The organism is Methanococcoides sp. DA23 (assembly GCF_057593895.1).
Genome location: NZ_CM172520.1, coordinates 341,665 through 363,291, shown reverse-complemented (window position 1 = coordinate 363,291; position 21,627 = coordinate 341,665). Strand labels below are relative to the sequence as shown.

General features: G+C 44.6%; 23 protein-coding genes and 1 tRNA gene. 18 read left to right on the top strand and 6 right to left on the bottom strand.

Annotated features, from left to right (window positions below; translation table 11 throughout):
- The first annotated feature begins 28 nt into the window (after positions 1-28).
- Positions 29-1,327 carry a tryptophan--tRNA ligase gene (locus AC20MK_RS01765; protein ID WP_487356303.1) on the top strand — a complete coding sequence of 433 codons (1,299 nt, stop codon included), beginning with the start codon at positions 29-31 and terminating at the stop codon, positions 1,325-1,327.
- Positions 1,328-1,345: 18 nt separating this feature from the next.
- Positions 1,346-2,827 (top strand): phenylalanine--tRNA ligase subunit alpha, encoded by a 1,482-nt coding sequence (pheS, locus tag AC20MK_RS01760; protein ID WP_487356302.1) that lies wholly within the window; start codon positions 1,346-1,348, stop codon positions 2,825-2,827.
- 22 nt (positions 2,828-2,849) lie between these two features.
- Here the strand turns inward: pheS and AC20MK_RS01755 are convergent, their stop codons facing one another.
- From AC20MK_RS01755 to larE, 4 genes are read right to left on the bottom strand one after another with little or no spacing between them, the layout of a single operon-like run.
- On the bottom strand, positions 2,850-3,989 hold the full coding sequence (locus AC20MK_RS01755) for a DUF362 domain-containing protein (protein WP_487356301.1): 1,140 nt from the start codon (positions 3,987-3,989) through the stop codon (positions 2,850-2,852).
- 3 nt (positions 3,990-3,992) lie between these two features.
- Positions 3,993-4,550, bottom strand: a complete 558-nt coding sequence (locus AC20MK_RS01750; RefSeq protein ID WP_487356300.1) for a DUF531 family protein — start codon at positions 4,548-4,550, stop codon at positions 3,993-3,995.
- Positions 4,551-4,553: 3 nt separating this feature from the next.
- Positions 4,554-4,988, bottom strand: a complete 435-nt coding sequence (locus tag AC20MK_RS01745) for a GNAT family N-acetyltransferase (RefSeq protein WP_487356299.1) — start codon at positions 4,986-4,988, stop codon at positions 4,554-4,556.
- Positions 4,989-4,990: 2 nt separating this feature from the next.
- Positions 4,991-5,812 (bottom strand): ATP-dependent sacrificial sulfur transferase LarE, encoded by an 822-nt coding sequence (gene larE, locus AC20MK_RS01740; RefSeq protein ID WP_487356298.1) that lies wholly within the window; start codon positions 5,810-5,812, stop codon positions 4,991-4,993.
- Between the two features lie 177 nt (positions 5,813-5,989).
- Between larE and AC20MK_RS01735 the strand changes: the two genes are divergently transcribed.
- The 10 genes from AC20MK_RS01735 (at position 5,990) to AC20MK_RS01690 (ending at position 13,952) form a co-directional block, all read left to right on the top strand.
- A complete protein-coding gene (locus AC20MK_RS01735; RefSeq protein ID WP_270096125.1) occupies positions 5,990-6,394 on the top strand; it encodes a hypothetical protein in 405 nt (134 codons plus the stop codon).
- A 38-nt stretch (positions 6,395-6,432) separates the two neighbouring features.
- Complete coding sequence (locus tag AC20MK_RS01730; RefSeq protein WP_487356297.1) at positions 6,433-7,557, top strand: magnesium chelatase ATPase subunit I; 1,125 nt, start codon at positions 6,433-6,435, stop codon at positions 7,555-7,557.
- 14 nt (positions 7,558-7,571) lie between these two features.
- Entirely contained in the window at positions 7,572-9,194 is a 1,623-nt protein-coding gene (locus tag AC20MK_RS01725; RefSeq protein ID WP_487356296.1) for a VWA domain-containing protein, read from the top strand.
- 64 nt (positions 9,195-9,258) lie between these two features.
- Positions 9,259-9,831 (top strand): hypoxanthine/guanine phosphoribosyltransferase, encoded by a 573-nt coding sequence (gene hpt / locus AC20MK_RS01720; protein ID WP_487356295.1) that lies wholly within the window; start codon positions 9,259-9,261, stop codon positions 9,829-9,831.
- Positions 9,818-10,813, top strand: a complete 996-nt coding sequence (dph2, locus tag AC20MK_RS01715; protein ID WP_487356294.1) for a diphthamide biosynthesis enzyme Dph2 — start codon at positions 9,818-9,820, stop codon at positions 10,811-10,813. Before hpt ends, dph2 begins: the two co-directional genes overlap by 14 nt.
- A 6-nt stretch (positions 10,814-10,819) precedes the next feature.
- On the top strand, positions 10,820-11,431 hold the full coding sequence (locus tag AC20MK_RS01710; protein WP_487356293.1) for an METTL5 family protein: 612 nt from the start codon (positions 10,820-10,822) through the stop codon (positions 11,429-11,431).
- A 74-nt stretch (positions 11,432-11,505) separates the two neighbouring features.
- A complete protein-coding gene (locus AC20MK_RS01705; protein WP_487356292.1) occupies positions 11,506-12,219 on the top strand; it encodes an exosome complex RNA-binding protein Csl4 in 714 nt (237 codons plus the stop codon).
- Positions 12,220-12,243: 24 nt separating this feature from the next.
- Positions 12,244-12,519: a DNA-directed RNA polymerase subunit L gene (locus AC20MK_RS01700; protein WP_487356291.1), complete on the top strand. Its 276-nt coding sequence runs from the start codon at positions 12,244-12,246 to the stop codon at positions 12,517-12,519.
- Between the two features lie 78 nt (positions 12,520-12,597).
- The gene (gene pscS, locus AC20MK_RS01695; RefSeq protein WP_487356290.1) at positions 12,598-13,761 is read left to right on the top strand and encodes an O-phospho-L-seryl-tRNA:Cys-tRNA synthase; all 1,164 of its coding nucleotides are present in this window, start codon (positions 12,598-12,600) and stop codon (positions 13,759-13,761) included.
- Positions 13,762-13,881: 120 nt separating this feature from the next.
- Positions 13,882-13,952, top strand: a tRNA-Gly gene (locus tag AC20MK_RS01690).
- Positions 13,953-14,004: 52 nt separating this feature from the next.
- On the opposite strand, the gene AC20MK_RS01685 is transcribed toward AC20MK_RS01690, so the two are convergent.
- Both AC20MK_RS01685 and AC20MK_RS01680 read right to left on the bottom strand, forming a co-directional pair.
- Positions 14,005-14,223 (bottom strand): type II toxin-antitoxin system HicA family toxin, encoded by a 219-nt coding sequence (locus tag AC20MK_RS01685; protein WP_487356289.1) that lies wholly within the window; start codon positions 14,221-14,223, stop codon positions 14,005-14,007.
- Positions 14,216-14,422 carry a type II toxin-antitoxin system HicB family antitoxin gene (locus AC20MK_RS01680; protein WP_250868851.1) on the bottom strand — a complete coding sequence of 69 codons (207 nt, stop codon included), beginning with the start codon at positions 14,420-14,422 and terminating at the stop codon, positions 14,216-14,218. Before AC20MK_RS01680 ends, AC20MK_RS01685 begins: the two co-directional genes overlap by 8 nt.
- Before the next feature lie 550 nt (positions 14,423-14,972).
- Between AC20MK_RS01680 and AC20MK_RS01675 the strand changes: the two genes are divergently transcribed.
- The 6 genes from AC20MK_RS01675 (at position 14,973) to AC20MK_RS01650 (ending at position 21,528) form a co-directional block, all read left to right on the top strand.
- Positions 14,973-16,061: an adenine-specific methyltransferase EcoRI family protein gene (locus AC20MK_RS01675; RefSeq protein WP_487356288.1), complete on the top strand. Its 1,089-nt coding sequence runs from the start codon at positions 14,973-14,975 to the stop codon at positions 16,059-16,061.
- Complete coding sequence (locus AC20MK_RS01670; protein ID WP_487356287.1) at positions 16,058-17,152, top strand: HNH endonuclease family protein; 1,095 nt, start codon at positions 16,058-16,060, stop codon at positions 17,150-17,152. Before AC20MK_RS01675 ends, AC20MK_RS01670 begins: the two co-directional genes overlap by 4 nt.
- Before the next feature lie 554 nt (positions 17,153-17,706).
- A complete protein-coding gene (locus AC20MK_RS01665) occupies positions 17,707-18,969 on the top strand; it encodes a sulfurtransferase (protein WP_487356286.1) in 1,263 nt (420 codons plus the stop codon).
- The gene (gene egtD, locus AC20MK_RS01660) at positions 18,966-19,928 is read left to right on the top strand and encodes an L-histidine N(alpha)-methyltransferase (protein WP_487356285.1); all 963 of its coding nucleotides are present in this window, start codon (positions 18,966-18,968) and stop codon (positions 19,926-19,928) included. The genes AC20MK_RS01665 and egtD overlap by 4 nt, the downstream gene beginning before the upstream one ends.
- Positions 19,925-21,106, top strand: a complete 1,182-nt coding sequence (locus AC20MK_RS01655; RefSeq protein ID WP_487356284.1) for an aminotransferase class V-fold PLP-dependent enzyme — start codon at positions 19,925-19,927, stop codon at positions 21,104-21,106. Before egtD ends, AC20MK_RS01655 begins: the two co-directional genes overlap by 4 nt.
- Positions 21,103-21,528, top strand: coding sequence for a SufE family protein (locus AC20MK_RS01650; RefSeq protein WP_487356283.1), 426 nt, complete (start codon positions 21,103-21,105; stop codon positions 21,526-21,528). Before AC20MK_RS01655 ends, AC20MK_RS01650 begins: the two co-directional genes overlap by 4 nt.
- Positions 21,529-21,627 lie beyond the last annotated feature (99 nt).

The window sequence follows — 21,627 nt, the reverse complement described above, 5'->3', positions numbered from 1 at the left end:
AGCGGCAAAAAATTTACAGAGGCAGCACATGAATATGAAACTTGACCCATGGGGATCAGTGAACATCGATGATTACTCCAAACTATTCGATGAATTCGGCATAATGCCCTTTGAGGACATCTGCTCAGAACTCCCCGACCCCCACCGATACATGCGCAGAAAAATGATCTTCGGCCACCGAAGTTATGATCTGATCACAGATGCAATGAAGAACAAAGAGCCTTTCTCGGTCATGAGCGGTTTCATGCCGACAGGCGGAGGACATCTCGGACATAAGATGGTCATGGAAGAGATAATCTGGCATCAGAAGATGGGCGGAGATGCATTTGTAGGCATTGCTGACAGAGAAGCATATTCAGTAAGAGGCATCTCATGGGAAAAGTGTCGCCAGATCGGCATAGAAGATTACATTGTAAGCCTGATCGCCCTGGGATTCGAGCCGGACGGACATATCTACTTCCAGTCCGGATCCGAAAATGTGAAGGACCTTGCATTCGAGCTCAGTGCCAAGGCGAACTTCTCGGAACTCAGTGCCATCTATGGATTCAGTGGAGAGACCAATGTGGCCCACATGGTAAGTGCGATCTCCCAGAGTGCTGATATCCTCCAGCCGCAGCTTTCCGAATTTGGCGGACCCAAACCTACAGTAATTCCAGTTGGAGCCGACCAGGACCCGCATATGCGCCTCACCCGCGGACTTGCACATAAAATGAACATGTTCAGGATAGAAGGACGCGAGGACAAGGACAATAACAAGTTCTTCAGTGTACGTAGCAAAGCCGCACCTGAAGGTTCCCTTGCGGAGATAGCAGAACGTCTGCCCTGGGACACCAAGCTTTTCGAAGGACACATCGATGTCTACGGAGCAGATGACTATGGTAAGCTCCTTGAGACGGTAAGAGAGGTCGAGATCGAGAACGGAGGTTATGCTTTTGTACCACCATCCTCCACCTACCACAGGTTCATGTCAGGCTTGCAGGGCGGTAAAATGTCCAGCAGTGTTCCGGAAAGCCTCATCTCACTAAAAGAAGACCCAAAGCTGGCTGCAAAGAAGGTAAAACGTGCCAAGACCGGTGGAAGGGTGAGCCTGGAAGAGCAGAAAAAGCTCGGCGGTGAAGCGGACAAATGCTCAGTTTACGAACTATTGATGTTCCACCTTGTGGAAGATGATAACGAGCTGGCAGAGATATACGATGAATGTGTCTGTGGCAAGCGCATGTGTGGCACATGTAAAGCCCTTGCATCAGAGCTTATGGAAGAATTCCTGACAGACCATCAGGAAAAACGTGAGCTTGCAAAAGACAGGCTGGACGATTACGGATTATAAAGAAAGGACATGATCCCTATGACCGATTATAACCTTACAACCAATGACAAGAATGTGCTTATCGCAATGGATGAACTCTCATCCACTACTCCGGAAGAGCTTGCAGAAAAAACATCCATGAAAGTGGAAACTGCCATGCAATCCGCATTTTCGCTCTCAGAGAACGGACTGACAGAAGTGACCGATGTTGTCACCGAGCTATATTCACTCACCTCCGAAGGCCGTACCTATGCAGAAGAAGGACTGCCTGAAAGACAGATAATGAACTGTCTTTCTGAGCCGACATCCATGGATGCACTTAAGGAAAAGCTATCTCCAAAGATGGTGGGCATCGCAACGGGCTGGCTTCGCAGGAAGAATTGGGCGAACATCGAGGGCGGAATGGTGGTACCTACCGGAAATTCCGATATTGGCGAAGATGAGAAGGCCATTGCAAACTTCAAGGAAGAGAAACAGACCCTCGAAGAGATAGGCACGGACCAGAACACCATAAAGGACCTCGTTAAACGAAAGCTGGTATCAAAGACCGAAGACAAGGCCCGCACAGTGTCCATCACCGAAGAGGGTCACCAGCTGGTCAAAGCCGGTATCACCATTGAAGAAGAGATCACACAGATAACATCCCAATTATTGAAGAGCGGGGACTGGAAAGGAAAGAAGTTCAGACCTTACAACATACAGACCCCGCCAAAACCGGAATACGGTGCGAAGATCCACCCGTACCAGCGTCTTATCGACCAGATGCGCCAGATCTTCCTGGAAATGGGATTCACAGAGATAAAGGGCGATGTCGTACAAAGTTCATTCTGGAATTTCGATGCATTGTTCCAGCCACAGGACCATCCTGCCCGTGAAATGCAGGATACGTTCCACCTGGACACAACTTCAGACCTTCCGGAAGAATATACAGATGGTATACGCGACATGCATGAGCATGGAGGAGACCTGCAATCTACCGGATGGGGCGGGAAATGGAGCGATGACATCGCAAAACGCGATGTTCTGAGGACACACACGACCGCTGTAACCATCAAGTACCTTACAGACAATCCAAACCCGCCTGTAAAGGCGTTCTGTATCGACAGGGCATACCGCCGTGAGACCATCGACCCGACACACACCCCTGAGTTCGAGCAGCTCGAAGGAGTCATAATGGACGAGAACATGTCCTTTGCAAACCTTCTTGGATGTCTTGAAGAATTCTATCACAGGATGGGATTCGAGGATGTAAGGTTCAGACCCGGATACTTCCCATACACCGAACCCAGTGTCGAACCTGAAGTATACATCGAAGGACTTGGCTGGGTAGAACTTGGAGGAGCCGGAGTGTTCCGTAAGGAAGTTACCGAACCCCTGGGCATCAAACAGCCAGTACTGGCATGGGGTCTTGGCGTAAGCCGCGTGGCAATGTTAAAACTGGGACTTAAAGACCTGCGTGAGCTCTACCAGGCTGACATCGACTGGTTACGCAAAAGTCAGGTATGCCAGTTAAAGGACTGATAAGATAAGCGGGCATTCCCGCTTAACTTCTATTTCTTATTTTCATCAATACCTTTGCAAAAAGGGAGCGCTTCATTTCAACTGCACCTGAAGGACACAGCTCACGGCAACAATAGCATAGGATACACTTTTTCTTATTTATGCGCAACTCACCGTTTTCCTGCTCGATAGCTTTCGCAGAGCAGTTCAGAACACAAGCCCCGCAAAGGGTACATGAAAAAGGATCGATGAACGGTCTTATGGTGAACAGATTTCCAAAACGGCTCACAATGAAAGAAGGCATACTTCCAACAAGTGTCACCCCGGGCATTGCAAACTCGATCCTCGCCTCTTCAAGGGGCAAACCCACTACCTCAGGTTCATTATGACCGAATCCTCTATTGAGGGCAGCAACATTCGTAGGAACGGTCAGAGGGTCAAGACCGATCACCTTCGAAGCCACAATATCAAGGGAAACAGGATCGAAACTTGCCATCACAAGCTGAGAGTTCACAGGATGACCAAGCGCAGGACCGTTGCCTTCCATCCCAACAATCCCATCCATCACAGCAAGATGAGGCACCTTCACAGAATAGATATCCAAAAGAGCATCAGCGAACATGTCCAATTTCCCAAGCACATGTGCCTGTTTCCTGAACTTCAACGGAAGCGCCCCGAACATATTTTTCACAGCACCGGTGTACTTCGTCAGTTCATGGGTCTTGAGCTTGGGAAGAGAGATGACCACATCTGCATCCAGGACCGGTTTTGCATAATATATCTGTGAAAGCTGTACATAGTTCCCAACATCCACAGGAACATAACCTGAGATCTCAAAGCTCAAGACCTCTGCACCACCCCTTTGTGCAGCTTCCCTTATACCAGATATATCAAGAGCTTCATCAGTAACACCCGGATGACTTATACCGGCACCATCTCCCACAATAGGGACACCTCCTGCCTCAAGGACAAGTTCACACATAGCCTCGACAATGGCCGGATGTGTGGTCACAGCTTTCTCAGGAGGAACAGCTGCAAGTATATTTGGTTTTAGAAGGACCTTCGCCCCCGGAAAGACAATACTTTCCAGGCCACCTATGAGACCGATGGCCTCTCTGACCGCAGCCTTTGCATCCGAATAATCAGTACACTTTACAATGGATACCCGAGGTACAGATCCCATTTTTCAATATCCCCTGTTCCGTTTATCGTCCAGTTTCCTTCTGGTATTGACTATACCCATAATGTAAGCCGGAATGATACCCATGGCAGTACACGTCTCAAGGGAGATACCGTCACAGGTAATGTCAAGATGATGGTCCGTGAGGGAATACAGTTTCTTTGGAAGGCCTTTCCTGCCAAGACCAATGAGCAGAAGATAGGAACGGTTGCGCATCATACCTTCCGCGATATCTTCCGGCGTGACGGTGAACTTTTCCTCAGGCATGGAGGTGGTTACCACAGCAGTTCCGAACTGGGACTGGAAGCCTTTTTTTGGGAGATCGAAAATGAACAGACGGTTATTCTCATGCAATGCCTTTAGATATTTACCAGACCCGCCAATGGTGGTCTTGTCCATGACATATTCCACGAGTTCCTCAGGAGTCATCTTAAAGGGAAAATCAAAAAGACAGAGGGTCAGACCGTAAGCATAACAGATAGGCGCAGCCCTTGCGATCGCACGATAATGAGCATCAAGCACCTTTATTTTGTCATAAGTATTTATAAGACCAAGTGTTAACACGATTTAAACCTCTTTCAGTACCATACATAGAACATATTGTTTACAGTTGTCGTATCTGTCACATTCACGACAATCCTGCCATAAGCTCGCTTTTTCAGACATGGGAAGTTCCACAAAGCCCATTTTTCTGAAAAAGACAGGAGATGTGGTCCTTACATAAAGACGGTCATGAGAAACAGCCTCAATGAGCCTGGAGATCATTTTTGACCCTATCCCCAGTCCACGGTAGGTAGGATGGACTGCAATGGAATGGACTTCACAACATTCCTTTTCCGAAACTGCTGCCACTCCAACGATCTTGCCGTCCATTTCAGCAATTATGAAATCCTCCATGGGAACATCATCAATATCAAGGAAATATGTTCCCATGATACCTTCGACGGCTCCACTGTCAGATTCTTCCGCACCCCTTATCGACACATCGACATTTTCATTCATTTTCAGAGAACCTCATCCATGCTGCCACTCCTGAAACCCTCCAGATCAAGCGTCACATAGGGATAGCCCATTTCTTTCAAGCAGCTAAGGATCTGTATTCTATTTTCAATGATAATAGGAATATCTACGGGCTGTACCTCGATACGGGCAATATCGTCGTGCACCCTCACCCTCACAGAAAATATCCCCAATGAGTGAATGAGATCTTCCGCAGTTTCAATTTTTCCAAGGAGATCAGAGGTCACTTCAGTGCCATAGGGAAGTCTTGAGAGAAGACAGGAATTTGATGGTCTGTTAGCAACATCAAGTCCGAGATAGGATGCAATCTGGCGAACTTCTTCTTTACTCACATCGAACTCCACATAAGGGGTGAAGATCGAAGAGCCGGCTTCCTTCAGGGCTTCCAGCCCGGGTCGGCGACCGGTTATTTCGGAAGCATTTGTCCCTTCCATGATCACGTTCAAACCTTCCTCTGAAGCTATGCCGCTTAACCTTTTTACAAAGTGTTTCTTGCAATAATAGCATCTCTGAGGGTCGTTCATTCTTATACGCTCATCGGAGAGAATGTCATGGTCAAGGACAATGTGTCTTATCCCAATAAGTTCTGCTGTTCTTTTTGCATATTCAAGTTCACTTTGTGGCATTACAGGTGAATAAAGAGTGACCGCAAGAGCATTGTCCCCCAATGCATCAAAGGCCAGAGCAGCAAGTGTTGAGCTATCCACGCCTCCTGAGAAAGCAACAAGCACCTTTTCTTTCTTGGATATGGCCTCTTTTATAAGATCAATTTTATCAGAAAGTTTCAATTCTATTGAGGGGTCCACGCTAAATCCAAAGTACCGAAAAGATAAATAAGTAATGTATGAGGAAAAACAGGTTAGAACAGATTATTTTTATATTATCTATTTGCATCGATAAAATATATATCTTATTATGATGATAATGGTTATATTGCTTAGTGGACAAATTAGTGCATTACAATAAGAGAGAAGGGTGAAAAAGTGGATAATGAATGGGAGATAGACCTGAAATTACCGGATATATCTGCAATGGCCACACTGCTGGCAACTGCAACATGTTCTGCCATAATGGGAGCTGCCGAGATCGCTTACACGATGTTGTGGATCACAGCTGCGTATGAACGCCATGGGAAGGACTTCTTTATCGACCTTATCAATGCAAAGGCACTTACATGGACCGCAGAATTCGTTATTGTCGCGGGATCATTGATGTTGCTTTCTTCAATGATGTTCCTGATAACAATGTTCTACTCACTGATACAACTGAATGCTGTGAGGGATCCGAGCAAGAAGATCAGGATGAACGTAATATTCCTGCTTTTCATAATCGCAATGATATTGCTGTTCATAGCACTCATTTCAGCATTGATCCTGAGATATATATGATCGGAAAGACATACAAATAATCCAACAGAGGGGATATCATGAGCTTTACCAATATTGCAGGCACCATAAGAGAAGTGCCAAAACCGGTCGAAAAGAAGAGAACGACCTTTGATGAGATCCAAAAAACGGCTACCAAGACGAAAAGGGTAATGTACCCTATTTCCGGGATCGTAGGACAGGAAATGATGCTCCGGGCATTGATACTGAATGCCATCAATCCATCCATCGGAGGAGTTCTGGTACGAGGCCAGAAAGGGACAGCCAAATCAACCGCAGTGAGAGGATTAGCAGAGATCTTGCCGGAGATCGAAGTGATCAGCGGATGCAAATATAACTGTGACCCCCTAGACACAGACACGTTCTGCTGGGAATGTGTGGACAAACAGAGAAAGGGTCAGATAAAGGTGGAAAAGGTACCCATGAAGGTCGTCGACCTTCCAGTTGGAGCCACCGAGGACAGGGTCGTTGGAAGTCTTGATATTGAGAAGGCTGTGAAGGAAGGAACACAGGCCTTTGAACCGGGCATCCTTGCAAATGCGAACCGAAATATCCTTTATGTGGATGAGATCAACCTGCTGGATGATTTTGTAGTGGATGCATTGCTCGATGCTGCTGCAATGAACGTGAATACGGTGGAAAGAGAAGGAATAAGTGTCAGTCATCCTGCCAATTTCATAATCGTGGGAAGCATGAACCCGGAGGAGGGAGAGCTTCGACCCCAGCTTCTTGACAGGATAGCCCTTCAGGTGGAAGTTGAGGGAATTACCGATATTGAGCAAAGGGTAGAGATCATTGAGAGAAGGAACCAGTTCAACAAGGACCCGCAGGAGTTCAGAAGGGAATTCGAATCCGAACAGGAGAAATTGCGTGCCAAGATAATCAAGGCAAAGCAGGCAATAGGTAGGATATCCGCAACAAGGGACAATCTGCGAACAATTGCGAAGATATGTGTCGCTTTCAATGTTGATGGTCACAGGGCCGATATTATGATAGAGCGTACTGCACGAACAAATGCAGCCTATGAAGGCAGAGAGAGGATCACCAACGAGGATATCATAGAGGCCGCAGAGATGGTACTGCCTCACAGAATGAGAAAGAAACCATTCGAGGAAGAGGAGTTCAGTGCAGAACAACTTCGGGCCGTGGTTAACGGGTCTGTATAAGACAGGTATATCGAATGAAGGATCAAGTTACCGCATCGCGTTTGAGGAAAAGCCTTGACAGGGACTATGATGTCGGAGTATTCAATCCGGGCAGACCGGTAATGAGCGTTCGGCTGCCCCTTACAGAGCTATCTCAGATAAGTGGGGCTGATACAGAAGCAGTTCACAAGAAGCTCATTTCAGGAACATTGCCCATACAGCCGGAAGATGTGAAAGAGATATTCATAATCGCTGATAACGACCATGTGATAGTTGATCCGAAGGATTTTTTCGATTCTTTTAAGAAAGAGCCAGAGGTAGAGACCGTTATTGAGAAAGAACAGGAATTTACCAGGAATGATGACCATGCCATCATGAGGATAACTGTCCCTGAGAAAGCGGTCGAGGAAGAAGGCAAAGAGATCTTTGAAAAGGCAATTGATGGGGTAGAGGTCCACCTTGTTCCGAGGGAATATGAACCGACCATCGAAACGGGTCCAAAAAGGATAAAGAAAGAAAGTCCTGTACTTATCAAGAAAGCCAAGCAGACCTTGGTAGCAGATATACCCAGACCAAGGGAAGAGATCCCAGAGAAAAATCCAGAGGAAAGGCATACTTCGGAAGTATCGGAAATAGAAGTAACGGAACCAGAAGAGGAAGTATATATCCATCCAAAGGTCGAAGAGCCTGTCCCGATTTCTGAGACACGGGAAGATACTGCCGAAAGGAATGAAAATGAACCGAATTGTGCTTCTGACGATATACCAAAGCCCGAAAAAGAAGATCCTTTCGAAGATGAGAAAGCAGTGAGCAAGATACTTACGGATTTTGCGAAGAACAAGCAGAAGAAGAAAGTAGTTTCCGGAAGATTGAAATCCGGGAGACGGGCAGAGGTTCTCACCAAGGGTAAGCGAGGGCGGTATGTCAGGTACAAGATGCCCGGAGATAAGGTAACGGATATCGCCATTGCGCCTACTGTGCGTGCAGCGGCACATCATGCCAAGGACGGGAAGATAAGCATTAAAAAGAGCGATATCAGGGAAAAGATAAGGCGGCGAAGGATATCCACACTGATAAATATCGTTTTTGATACTTCTGATTCCATGGACGAAAAGGAGAAGATCAAGATAACCACAGATGTTGTGCTCGCCCTTCTCAAGGATGCGTATCAGAGAAGGGACAGGGTATCCCTTGTGACATATAGCGGAAGGTCGGCAGAACTCGTGCTGCCGTTCACTTCGTCAGTGGAATCTGCAAAGAGATATCTTGAGAAGGTGCCTTTCGGAGGGACCACGCCAATGGTCTCAGGCATACTCACTGGTGTCGAGACCATCCTTCAGGAATTGAAGCGTGAACCTTCAGCTGTGCCTATTATGATACTTGTGACCGATGGTACTGCCAACGTCCCATTGCATCGGGGAGGGAGCATAGAAAGGGAGCTGCTACAGGTCTGCAAGGGTGTTAATGATTACAGGATAAACATGCTTGTTGTCGATATCAGTAGAGATGGAAGTGAGCTTGCGGAAAAGCTGGCAGATGTTGCCTGCGGAAAATACTACCATCCAGTACTTTTAAGTAAAGAAACACTTTATTCTGCTATAAAAGGAGAGCGTGACGATCTGACAGATATTGCATCTTCTGCCTCTAATCTTCGATGAGGCGGGGTCGTTACCCCCGGGACTGCGAACGCGGTCATTTTTTAAACATAAAAGGCAGGATAACATGTTAGAAGTTCTTCAGGAATCACTCCGTAAGGCACCCATTGTGGTAAGAGGCGAATATCCGTATTTCATACACCCGATCTCAGATGGAGTCCCATCCCTTGAGCCGGAACTGCTGGATGAGATCACAGACCATATGATAGATATTGCAGGAACCGATTACGACAGGATAGTATCCATCGAAGCAATGGGAATCCCACTGGCAACAGCACTTTCAATGAAAACAGGAAAGCCTATGTCCATCGTCAGGAAGAGGGAATACGGACTTGAGGGCGAGGTAGTCCTATCACAGAGCACGGGTTATTCAAAGGGCGAGCTTTACATCAACGGAGTGAACAAGGGCGAGAATGTCCTTGTTGTGGACGATGTTATCAGTACCGGTGGCACATTGAAAGCCCTTCTTCCGGCACTTGAGAAGATGGGTGCGAACATCTGTAATGTTATAGTGGTCATCAGCAGAGGCGATGGTGCTGCACAGATGAGCGATATGGGCTATAATGTCAATACCCTTGTGAAGATAGATGTAGATATGAACGGAGTATCTATTCTGGAGGTGGCCGGTGAGCAGCAGTGAGCCTTTCGATTTTCAGATAGACCATATCATTGAGATGATAAAGGAAGTGCAACCTGAGATAATCGGGCTGCAATTTCCAGAGGGGTTCAAGAGACGTGCCCCTGCCATTGCTTCAGAGATAAGTGAAGCCACAGGTGTGGAGATAATCATTTCTGCAAATCCTTGTTATGGTGCCTGTGACCTCGACATACCCATCCTTGAGAACGTTGACCTGCTCTTCCATTTCGGACATGCTCAACTTGATGATAACAGGTATAGCGACAAGGTCATTTTTATAGAGACACGCTCCGATGCGGACGTCAAGGATGTTGTTGTCAAGGCCCTGGAAAAGCTCCAGGGGAAGAAAGTGGGACTTCTGACCACTGTACAGCATGTCCATAAGTTGCCGGAGGTTCGTGAGATCCTTGAGGCCAACGGCAAGGTTGTGGCCATAGGAAGAGGCGACAGTAAGATAGCATACGCAGGGCAGGTACTGGGATGCAATTTCTCGGCTGCCGACGACCTGGACTGTGAGGAGTTCCTGTATATTGGCAGTGGAGGGTTCCACCCGCTTGGGGTTTCGCTTGCAACAGGAAAGAGGGTCCTTATTGCAGACCCCTTCTCGAAGGAGGTGAGGGAGGTTGACCCGTCACTCATAATGCGTCAGCGTAGTGCGGCCATTGCAAAGTCACTGGACGCTGAGTCTTTCGGCATCATCGTTTCCAGCAAGCCAGGGCAGTACAGGATGGAACTTGCCAGGGAACTTAAAGAGCTTGCCGAGGAGAAGGGAAAGACCGCTTATATATTGATACTTGACCTTATCACCCCTGACCAGATGCTGCAGTTCAAAGTGGATGCTTTTGTGAGCACTGCATGTCCGCGGCTTGCTGTGGACGAGGTGGGAAGGTTCTCCGCACCCATGCTCACCCCGCAGGAATTCGAGATAGTTCTCGGTAAACGTGAGTGGGAAGACATGGTCTTTGATGAGATAAGGGGAGACTGACCGATCATGAAGCAACGCAAGCTCGAGATCCTCCTCGAAAAGATAAGGGGGTTCGAGAATCCTGATGTTACCCTGGAACAGTATCCTACCCCGGCCTTGCTTGCGGCGGAGATGCTTCATTTTGCGTTCATGAAGGGAGATCTTGAGGGTACGGTCTATGACCTGGGGTGCGGCACAGGGATGCTTGCCATCGGTGCAGCCGTCCTTGGTGCTGAGAGGGTCGTGGGATTCGATTCAGACCCGGGAGCACTGGAGATAGCTCGGGAGAATGCTGAGCTGATCGGTGTCGATGTGGAATTCGAGTGTAAGGATGTAAGACAGGTCAGAGGGCATGCAGATACCGTGGTCATGAACCCGCCCTTTGGTGCACAGGTAAAGGGAAGTGATAGGCCTTTCCTGAAAACCGCATTGAGAGTGGCGGATGTGACATATTCCATACATAATAGTGGAAGTCTGGCGTTCGTGAAGAAGTTCATTCAACCTGCGGTTATTACGGAATGGTACAATACTGGATTTCCGATAAAACGAACATTTAAATTCCATAAAAAAGATGTAGAAAGAATTGAGGTTGAAATTTACAGGATCATTACAGATAATTGCCAGAACGATCAAAAATAATTGCTGGCGTATTTAAATTGATATGAGGGATTCCTATTAGAATAAGAAACCGCAAGAAAACGACCAGAAGGAGTATGAAGTCCCTGGGTGAGAAGCCAGAGGTCGAAGAGGAAGTATTAGATACTGCCAGTAAAAAGGTAAAAGTGGCAGAAAAGAAAGTAGAGAAGAGGAAAACCGAGACCCCTAAGACTAATACGGAAGATGATCACGTGGAAGAGGAACAACATGGAGATAAGGTCCTGGTAATGCCCGGTGACATCATCGGCACTACCGAGGAATTTGAAGCAGGGGATAACACTTACACCGTTAGAGGTGACATTCTTTCACTTGCGACCGGATTCGTAATGGTGAACAAGAAGCGCAGGACCATATCTGTGAAACCGACCACGAGCACACCACCAACTATCAAGAAGGGTGACATACTCATAGGAACGGTTGTCAATGTGCGTGATTCCATGGCACTTGTGCAGATAGAGGGGATCAAGGGTGTCGTTGACCGTCAGTTCATCAAGCCCGGAGTCGCTGCCATCCATGTTTCCAATGTGAAGGAATCATACGTCAAGGAGATGTCAAAGGAGTTCGCTGTAGCTGATGTTGTTAAGGCGAAGGTCATCAACCTCGAGAATATGAGAATGACCACTTCCGGAAAGGAACTTGGTGTGATGGTCGCAACATGTGCCAACTGTGGAAGTACGTTGAAAAAGGATGATGAAGTATTGAAGTGTCCTGAATGTGGACGTACAGAGTCACGCAAGATATCTTCCGATTACGGAACCGGTATTATTTAAGTTCAACAACAAGGAGATTATAATATGGAACTTAAGATCTTAGAAAAATCTGATGATGAGATGAAAATGGAGATAGCTGGAGAGAGTCATACGCTCTTGAACATGCTCAAGATCATCCTTATTGAAGATGAACGCGTCCATACCGCGTCATATGATATGAAACACATAAACGTCAGTGAGCCTATTCTTTTCCTTAAGACAGAGAATGCTGACCCAATAGATGTTGTGAAGGATGCAGTGGCTAAACTGATCACAGATTGTGATGAGTTCACCACCGTTTTCAATAAAGCTGTGGAATGATATTTCCACACCTTTTTTATTATTTTGACCCATTAGTTGCCACTTTAGAACGAGAAGTGACCAAACAGAAGTGAGTATATGACACTTGATGATGCTGCATTGAAGAATTTCGGATTCATTGAACGCCCTACTAAGAATATGATCAATATCGATCCCCTGCAGACCGGAGGGATATTGACAGAGGATGCCAGACGTGCTCTGGTGGAATGGGGAGACGGATATTCCATATGCGATAACTGCGGAGGCGTTCTGGACCTTATCAAGAAGCCCCCTGTACAGGAGTTCGTCCACGAGGCCCTCCCGGAGTTCCTGGGAGTGGATCAGGCACGTATAACCCACGGTGCGCGTGAATCGAAGTTCGCTGTGATGCATGCCATTGCCCAGGAAGGCGACACTGTCATCCTTGACGGCCTTGCCCATTATTCCTCTGTTGTGGCAGCTCAACGCGCACGCCTGGAGATAAGAAAGGTCCCCAGTTCGGAGCGCCCGGACTATTATATCGATCCTGAAGGCTACGGAACCGCCATCGAGGAGACCATAAGCGAGACCGGAAAGGCCCCTGCGCTTGCCCTGCTGACCTACCCTGACGGCAACTACGGCAATCTTGCCGATGCCAAGAAGATAGCTTCCGTCTGCCATGAGTACGATGTCCCACTGCTCCTGAACTGTGCGTATTCCGTTGGCAGGATGCCAGTGGATGCAAAGGAGCTGGGCGTGGATTTCATTGCCGGGAGCGGTCACAAGTCCATGGCGAGCTGCGGACCCATAGGCGTGCTTGGCGTGAATGACGCTAATGGCGACTATTCCGATATCATATTCCGAAAGTCCCCGACCAACAAGAACAAGGAAATAGAGCTTCTCGGCTGTACTGCCCGCAGTGCGACCCTGATGACCATGATAGCCTCGTTCCCCGAAGTAGTGAAACGCACCCGGAACTGGGAAAACGAAGTTGCCGATGCGCGATGGTTCTCCGAAAAGCTGGAAGCCCTGGGACTCATACAGATGGGACAAAGACCCCACAACCACGACCTGATGTTCTTCGAAGCCCCCAACCTCTACGAGATCTCCACAAAGGTCAAGAAGGGCAGGTACTTCCTCTACAAAGAGCTCAAGAGCCGGAACATACACGGCATCAAAGCCGGCCTCACCAAGTTCTTCAAGCTCAGCACCTTCGAAGTCGGCAGAGAGAACCTCTCCTACATAGCAGATTCCTTCGACGAGATCATTAAGAAGTACGAGTGATGGTCTTTCATTTCCTTTCTTTTTTCGATCCATCCCACCAGTACCAACGCTGTTCAAATCGATTACAGAAGACCAAAACAGCTATAATATAAAACGGATAAAAGGATATAGAGAAGTTGTGCGACTGTGGTTTAGTGGTATGACCTGAGCTTCCCAAGCTTAGAACCCGGGTTCGAATCCCGGCAGCCGCATCTTTTATAATATTGATTATGTCGTTGATCTTGTAAGTAACTACCAAGATCGTCACTTTAAAACTCTCAAAAAATCATCCAGCGAAACATTCGATTGTTTGAGAATACTCTTAAGAGTTCCTTTTTTGACAGGATCATGTAAAGGAACTGTTACCGTATCACTTTCACGTTGCAAAAAGACATGGCTCCCTTTTTGCCTGACGACTACAAATCCAAGTTTTACCAGAGTCTTTATAACTTTCTGCCCGGAAATTATCGGTAATTCAGGCACTTGCAACATCCACCTTTGCAACTTCCCCGAGAATTCTGGCCTGCTCCTGAGTAACCTCAAGCACAAGTTCAATAGCTTCCTTGATGTTCTCAAGTGCTTCTTCTCTAGTGTCACCCTCACTGATAGCTGCCGGAAGTTCCAGACAACGTGCAGTAAATCCACCTTCTTCTGCTGCCTCAAGAGCTATTGTGTATTTCATAATTATCCATCGTTGTTTCTGGTATATTAAAGTTAATCCAAACAGCATCTCTTTGTGAAACCTGTCAACCGGAGTATTGATACTATCTATTCCAAACCGATAACTCTTTTGAGGGAGGCTTCAAATTAGCTTTTCGCTTTAAGCTAAAACGGCTAAATAGTCCATTCTTTATAAATTTTGAATTTTCCCGGAGTTCGAATTCAACCCTCGCACAGAATGTCGGGGATATAGTTAACGTGAAAAAATCGAACTTTAACAATTAGAGTAGTAAGTCGAAGTGAGTTTGCATATACTTTTTAAAAAAATAGTGCTGAAACAGACTAAAAATAAGCTCTATAAATTAACAGATAAATTACTAATAGTATACTATACGGCTGTGTAATTGTAAATATTTTACTGTAAAAGGTTGGAATTTATATAAATTAAGAGTATACTTATTTAAGTATGTTTGATTTCTGAGATTTATTTTTAAATTTGAGGAGAAGTGGATGTTGTTAAGTTTTTGCTATATAATATATACGATATATTTCAATAAAAGGAGCGGGATAATATGGCAAATAGTTATAAAGATTTAAATAAAGCAAAGGCTAATAAAAAAGATGAATTTTACACGAAGTTAACTGATATTGAGTTAGAAATGAATCATTACAAGGATAATTTCAAAGGGAAAATAGTATTTTGTAACTGTGATGACCCGTATGAAAGTAATTTTTTTAAGTATTTCTCAATGAATTTCAACTATTTAGGATTGAAAAAGTTAATCGCTACTTGTTATGGGACTTCTCCTATTGTTTATACACAATTAAGCCCTTTCGATGAAGAAGGAGATGCATATGCAGTATCGGACGGTAAAAAGGCATATAAAATTGAGATAACTGAAGTAGAAGATTTTAATGGTGATGGTGCCATTGATTTGTTAGATGTAGAACAATTGATTAGAAGCGACAAAAATGTTTTAACAATACTAACTGAGGATGGTGATTTTAGAAGTGAGGAATGTGCAGAACTATTAAAAGAGTGTGACATTGTAGTTACTAATCCGCCTTTTAGTTTGTTTCGTCCATTCATTGTAGCTTTAACAGAAGCTGAAAAAGATTTCATCATCATAGGAAATACCAACTCTCTTACATATAAAGAATTATTTCCATTAATACGGGAAGACAATGCAAGAACTGGATATACTAATTTTAATAAAGGTATGTTTTTTGAAATCCCAGATAATTATGAAAAATATCATCACATTGAAAACGGTAAAAAAATTGCAAGAGTAGCTTCTTCGTGTTGGATTACAACCTTTCCAGTAGACAAGCACAAAGAATTTGTAACTCTATATAAGAGGTATTCACCTGATGATTATATAAAATATGATAATTATGATGCGATTGATATTAATACGTACACAGATATTCCTTGTGATTACGATGGAATTATGGGAGTACCAATAACATTTTTAGATAAATTGAATCCCGAACAATTTGAACTGTTGGGTGTGGGTTCGGGGAATTTCGCCAAAGAGTTAGGAATTACAAAGAACTACAGAGGGCGTACAGATTTAGCCTATACCATCGATGGGAAAAAGAAGTGTCCTTATGGAAGGATTTTAATCCGAAAAAAAATCTCTAAAGGAGGGGGAAAATGAAAATAGACTTACAGGAAATATCGATCCGTGATATAGCGGAAAAATATATAGATAATGCTGAAGAGGGTGTAGTTGGTTATAATGGATGTTTAAATATTCGTCCAAAGTATCAGCGTGAGTTTGTGTATGATGAAGGAAAACGTAATGCTGTAATTGAGACTATACGCAAAGGCTTTCCTCTTAATGTTATGTATTGGGTAAAGAATGATGATGGCTCATTTGAAGTACTTGATGGCCAACAACGAACAATTAGCTTTTGCCAGTATGTGGATAATGGGTTTTCTGTTCATATGGGTGATTATCCAAAGTCTTTTGCTAACTTAAAGGATGATGAAAAAGAGCAAATTCTCAGCTATAAGGTAATGGTTTATTTCTGTGAAGGTACAGATACAGAAAAATTAGCATGGTTTAGAATTATCAACATTGCTGGAGAACGACTTACCGATCAAGAATTACGTAATGCAACATATACAGGCCCTTGGCTCACAAATGCAAAGTCGATTTTTAGTAAATCAAATTGTGCTGCACACCTCTTATCAAAAAATTATGTTGGTGGTTCTCCTATACGTCAAGATATTTTGCAAACTGCACTTGACTGGATGAATAAGGGTGAAATAGAGGAGTACATGTCACTTCATCAACATGATCCCAATGCAAATGAATTATGGACTTATTTTAGAAATGTTATTGAATGGGTTAAACTCAATTTCCCCGAATATCGAAAAGAAATGAAGAAGGTACAATGGGGAAGTTTATATGACGAATTTAAAGATAAGTTGTATGATACATTGGATTTAGAAGAACAAATTAAAAAACTTATGATAGATGATGATGTTACTAATAAAAAAGGAATCTATATGTACGTTTTGACCAAAAAAGAGAAGCACTTAAATCTTCGTGCTTTTTCAGAAAGTCAAAAGAGTTCTGCATATGAAAGACAAAAGGGCATTTGTACTGATTGTCATAAACATTTTGAAATAACTGAAATGGAAGGTGACCATATTACGCCTTGGCATGCAGGTGGTAAAACAAATTCAAATAATTGTCAAATGCTTTGCAAAGAATGTAATAGAAGGAAATCAGGAAAGTAAACATTTGAAGATTGTGATACGGCTTTAAATAAAAGAAACAATTGGAAGTAGACAGTGTTTATTGAGTAAAATAGGATATATTAATTATAGTATGTGTTGCTAAGGCAATCTCTACTTTTTTTATTGTTATATTATTATGGAGGAACTGCTTAAATAAGATTATGTAGCACATATTATACCAAGGTAGTACCCAGCCGTCTAATCTCTCCCTAACATGAGCATTCAATATAAACGGTTTATCATTCATAGCGTTCTGCTTCATATAATGCAAAGTACCTTTAGAGAAACCCATCTTCTTCCATTCAGTATAGGACATATCACTGATCTTCTTCCTCAATAGCTCAGAATCATCTCTTTTCCCAAGCCTTCTATTAATTCTACTAATTATACTATCTACACCGGATGAATTGGAAATACAAATACAATCATCAATATCTTCAAAAAATGAATAATAAAGGGATTACTCATCTGACCCGGATGGATAAATCCAGAATCTAAAGATCTCTACTACCTAAACAACAAATATTATATAATTATTAAACCAATTTTACTGCATGGGGGAAATTGCAACTAAAGAATTAGCTGAGAGCTTGCATAAGTATAAGGTTATTGACATAAGGCCTATTGATGCTTATAATGGTTGGAAGGAAGGTGGGGAGGCAAGAGGTGGGCACATAAAGGGTGCAAAGACTCTGCCGTATAAATGGTTACACTATATTGACTGGATAGAGATCGTCAGGAATAAAGGGATCCTGCCGGAGGATTCTCTGGTCATTTATGGGTATGACGTGGATAGAACGGAAGAGGTGGCAAGGCAATTTGGAAAGGCCGGTTATCCTGATGTAACTGTTTACAACTCTTTTCTTGAATGGGCGGAGAAAGATCTGCCTATGGAGCATCTTGAAAGATATAGTCAACTGGTCTCAGCAGATTGGCTTGATCGATTGATCACTACGAATGAAGCTCCGGAATATGACAATGATAAGTTCGTGTTGTGTCATTCCCACTACAGGAACCCTGCCGATTATGAGAAGGGGCATATCCCGGGAGCAATATCCATTGACACAACCTCCCTTGAATATGAGGATAACTGGAATCGCCGCTCTCCTGAAGAACTAAAGGAGGTCCTGGAAAATGCAGGTATAACACATGATACCACGGTCATTCTCTATGGAAGGTTCTCCTCACCAAGTTATGATGATCCGTTCCCGGGAAGCAGCGCAGGGCATCTGGGTGCAATGAGATGCGCATTCATCATGCTCTATGCAGGGGTAAAAGATGTTCGCATACTCAATGGTGGCATTCAGTCCTGGCTTGATTCAGGCTATGACATCACCAGGGAGCCTGCTGAAAATAATAAGGTATCCTTTGGGGTCGACATTCCTCAAAGACCGGAGATCGTGGTCGATCTGGAAGAAGCGAAGGAGATCCTTGCATCTCCTGACAAGAACCTGGTGTGCATCAGAAGCTGGAGAGAATACATCGGGGAAATAAGTGGTTATCACTATATCGAGGAGAAGGGAAGGATACCGGGAGCAGTGTTCGGGGATTGCGGAACAGATGCCTACCACATGGAGAACTACAGGAACCTGGACCATACCATGAGCGAAGCTCAGGAAGTTGCAGAGATCTGGGAGAAGATCGGGATAGTTCCCGAAAAGCGCAACGCCTTCTACTGCGGAACAGGGTGGAGGGGGAGTGAGGCCTTCTTCAACGCCTGGCTCATGGGCTGGGACAACGCAGCGGTCTATGACGGGGGATGGCTTGAATGGAGCAATAACAAGCTTCCTTCGGAAAAGGGAGTGCCTGAACAATGATCATAGAAGATTTCATGCCCGAGATCGGAGAAAGTTCGATTCGGGATGAACTGCTGGCATGCCTGAGATCCGATCCTAAAACCCTTCCCAGCATGTTCTTCTACGACAGTCATGGGTCAGAATTGTTCGAGGAGATCACCAGATTAGAAGAATATTATCCCCCAAAGATCGAGATCCCATTGCTCAGATCAACTGCTCAGAAGCTGAAACAGGAGATAGAGGACAATGACCTCGTAGAGCTTGGAAGCGGGGACTGTTCGAAGATCTCAGTGTTCCTCGACGAAGTGCCAAAAGAGGTCCGCCAGACAATAGTCTATTATCCGGTCGACGTCTGCAAAGATGCTATAGAGAGATCCGCTTGTGATCTTCAGAATCGATATCCTGAAATGAAGGTCCATGGGATCACTGCTGACTTCCTCGAACATATCGAAAAGATCCAGGGAAAAAGAAAAAGGCTATTCTGTTTCTTCGGGAGCACAATAGGCAATCTCACTAAAGCAAGATCAATTGAATTCATGACCGAACTCGGCAGAGCCATGAACAAGAACGACAGACTTCTCCTTGGAATGGACATGGTAAAGGATATTGATATCATCGAAAGAGCCTACAACGACAGCCAGGGGATCACTGCAGAATTCAATAAGAACATACTGAAGGTTGCAAATGAGCATCTTGAGACAAATTTCGATCCAGAGGAATTCGAGCATCTTGCATTCTTCAATAGAGAACACTCCCGGATCGAGATGCACCTGAAAGCAAAAAAAGATATGGAAGTAACAAGCCCCATACTGAATGAGAAAATTATCTTCAAAAAGGGAGAGACGATACACACCGAAAACTCCCATAAATATACTGTTGATAGCATCAAAAGGATGGCAGGTGCTGCAGGGCTTTCCGTAGAGAACATCTTTAGCGATGATAAAAAATGGTTCTCTCTTGTTGAGATGGTGAAACGATGACAGATCTTGCAAAGGATTTCCCCATACTTGCACAAAAGGTGTACGGGAAAAGACTGGTCTATCTTGATAACGCAGCAACGACCCAAAAGCCGGACACTGTGATCGATACTATATCTGATTTCTATAGGACAGATAACAGTAATATCCACAGGGGAGTGCATTACCTGAGCGAGGTCTCAAGTGAAAGGTATGAACAAGCCAGAAAAAAGGTAAGCGACTTCATAGGTGCCCGTAACTCAAGTGAAGTGACATTCACTTCCGGAACGACCGGTTCCATCAATCAGGTCGCACGCTCGCTTGCACCTATATTGAGGGGGAACGAAGTTCTGGTGACCGGTATGGAACACCACTCTAATATCGTGCCATGGCAGATAGCAGGGGCAAAGGTAAGGTCAATTCCCATGGATGAGGATTGCGATCTGCTGATAGACTCAATGGAGATCACGAACAAGACTAAATTGATAGCCATAGCTCATGCCTCAAATGTTCTTGGTTGTGTAAATGAGATCAAAGAGATCACTGAAATTGCAAAGGATCACGATATCCCGGTCCTGGTGGATGCAGCCCAGTCAATACAGCATTTGCCCCTTGATGTAAAGGACATAGGTTGCGATTTTTTAGCATTCTCAGGCCATAAGATGTATGCATCGACAGGGGTTGGAGTGCTTTATACGAGCGATCGCTTCAGTGATATCATGCCGGCAATAGGCGGAGGGGGTATGATCGATAGAGTAAGTCTTGAAAAAACGACTTATCTGGAACCTCCTTTAAGATTTGAAGCAGGCACACCGGATATTGCAGGAGCAATAAGTATTGGTGCAGCAATTGATCACATGCAGAAAATAGGCATGGATAAAATAAAAAAGCATGAACATGAGGTATATTCCTACGCGAGGGACAAACTGCTGGAAATGGATAATGTGACGGTTTATGGAAATACCAAGGAGATGTGCGGAGCTGTCTCATTTAATCTGGATAACATTCACCATTATGATGTAGGATTGATATTGGACAAGATGGGAGTTGCTGTCAGGACCGGACATCATTGCGCCCAGCCATTGATGAGATCCCTCGGGATAGAAGGCACAGTTAGAGCAAGTTTTGCATTGTACAATACAAAAGAAGATGTGGACATGCTGGTCGAAGGGATAGAAAAAGTAGAGATGATGTACAAGTGAACGACGCTATTCAGGATGAGATCATAGAAGAATTTGATGGCCTCGAGTGGTTTGACAAATATTCCCTCCTCATCTCTTTCGGTAAAAAGCTCAAACCCATGGAGGAGGAGTTTAAGACCGAAGACAATTCGATCAGCGGATGCCAGTCCAAAGTTTGGATCAGAAGTTATACTGAAGCTGGCAAATTGAGCTTTGATCTCGATAGTGATGCCATGATAACTAAAGGGATCATTGCCCTTGTGGCCAAGGTAGTGAACGATCGGTATCCCCAGGAGATCTTAGATGCTGACCTGTATTTCATTGAAAAGATAGGATTGAAGTCAAACCTCTCGCCTGCAAGATCGAATGGACTGGAGTCGATCATCAATAGGATAAAGGAGGTAGCTGCAAACGAGGTGAATTTGAATGGTTTAAAGGATTAAGAAGGACACCTCATGGACATTGTCCACGAGGATACCCAACATAAAAGGGATTACTCATATGATCCCGAAACGCCTTCAACTACACCTGCAGGAGACTTG

Excerpts from the sequence above, each read along its gene's own strand:
- AC20MK_RS01665 (WP_487356286.1), top strand. The coding sequence starts at position 17,707 with ATGGGGGAAATTGCAACTAAAGAATTAGCTGAGAGCTTGCATAAGTAT.
- AC20MK_RS01700 (WP_487356291.1), top strand. The coding sequence starts at position 12,244 with ATGGAACTTAAGATCTTAGAAAAATCTGATGATGAGATGAAAATGGAG.
- AC20MK_RS01670 (WP_487356287.1), top strand. The coding sequence starts at position 16,058 with ATGAAAATAGACTTACAGGAAATATCGATCCGTGATATAGCGGAAAAA.
- AC20MK_RS01755 (WP_487356301.1), bottom strand. The coding sequence starts at position 3,989 with ATGGGATCTGTACCTCGGGTATCCATTGTAAAGTGTACTGATTATTCG.
- AC20MK_RS01655 (WP_487356284.1), top strand. The coding sequence starts at position 19,925 with ATGACAGATCTTGCAAAGGATTTCCCCATACTTGCACAAAAGGTGTAC.
- AC20MK_RS01680 (WP_250868851.1), bottom strand. The coding sequence starts at position 14,422 with ATGAAATACACAATAGCTCTTGAGGCAGCAGAAGAAGGTGGATTTACT.
- pheS (WP_487356302.1), top strand. The coding sequence starts at position 1,346 with ATGACCGATTATAACCTTACAACCAATGACAAGAATGTGCTTATCGCA.
- AC20MK_RS01710 (WP_487356293.1), top strand. The coding sequence starts at position 10,820 with ATGAAGCAACGCAAGCTCGAGATCCTCCTCGAAAAGATAAGGGGGTTC.
- AC20MK_RS01705 (WP_487356292.1), top strand. The coding sequence starts at position 11,506 with ATGAAGTCCCTGGGTGAGAAGCCAGAGGTCGAAGAGGAAGTATTAGAT.
- AC20MK_RS01765 (WP_487356303.1), top strand. The coding sequence starts at position 29 with ATGAATATGAAACTTGACCCATGGGGATCAGTGAACATCGATGATTAC.
- AC20MK_RS01675 (WP_487356288.1), top strand. The coding sequence starts at position 14,973 with ATGGCAAATAGTTATAAAGATTTAAATAAAGCAAAGGCTAATAAAAAA.
- pscS (WP_487356290.1), top strand. The coding sequence starts at position 12,598 with ATGACACTTGATGATGCTGCATTGAAGAATTTCGGATTCATTGAACGC.
- AC20MK_RS01725 (WP_487356296.1), top strand. The coding sequence starts at position 7,572 with ATGAAGGATCAAGTTACCGCATCGCGTTTGAGGAAAAGCCTTGACAGG.
- hpt (WP_487356295.1), top strand. The coding sequence starts at position 9,259 with ATGTTAGAAGTTCTTCAGGAATCACTCCGTAAGGCACCCATTGTGGTA.
- AC20MK_RS01745 (WP_487356299.1), bottom strand. The coding sequence starts at position 4,988 with ATGAATGAAAATGTCGATGTGTCGATAAGGGGTGCGGAAGAATCTGAC.
- AC20MK_RS01730 (WP_487356297.1), top strand. The coding sequence starts at position 6,433 with ATGAGCTTTACCAATATTGCAGGCACCATAAGAGAAGTGCCAAAACCG.
- egtD (WP_487356285.1), top strand. The coding sequence starts at position 18,966 with ATGATCATAGAAGATTTCATGCCCGAGATCGGAGAAAGTTCGATTCGG.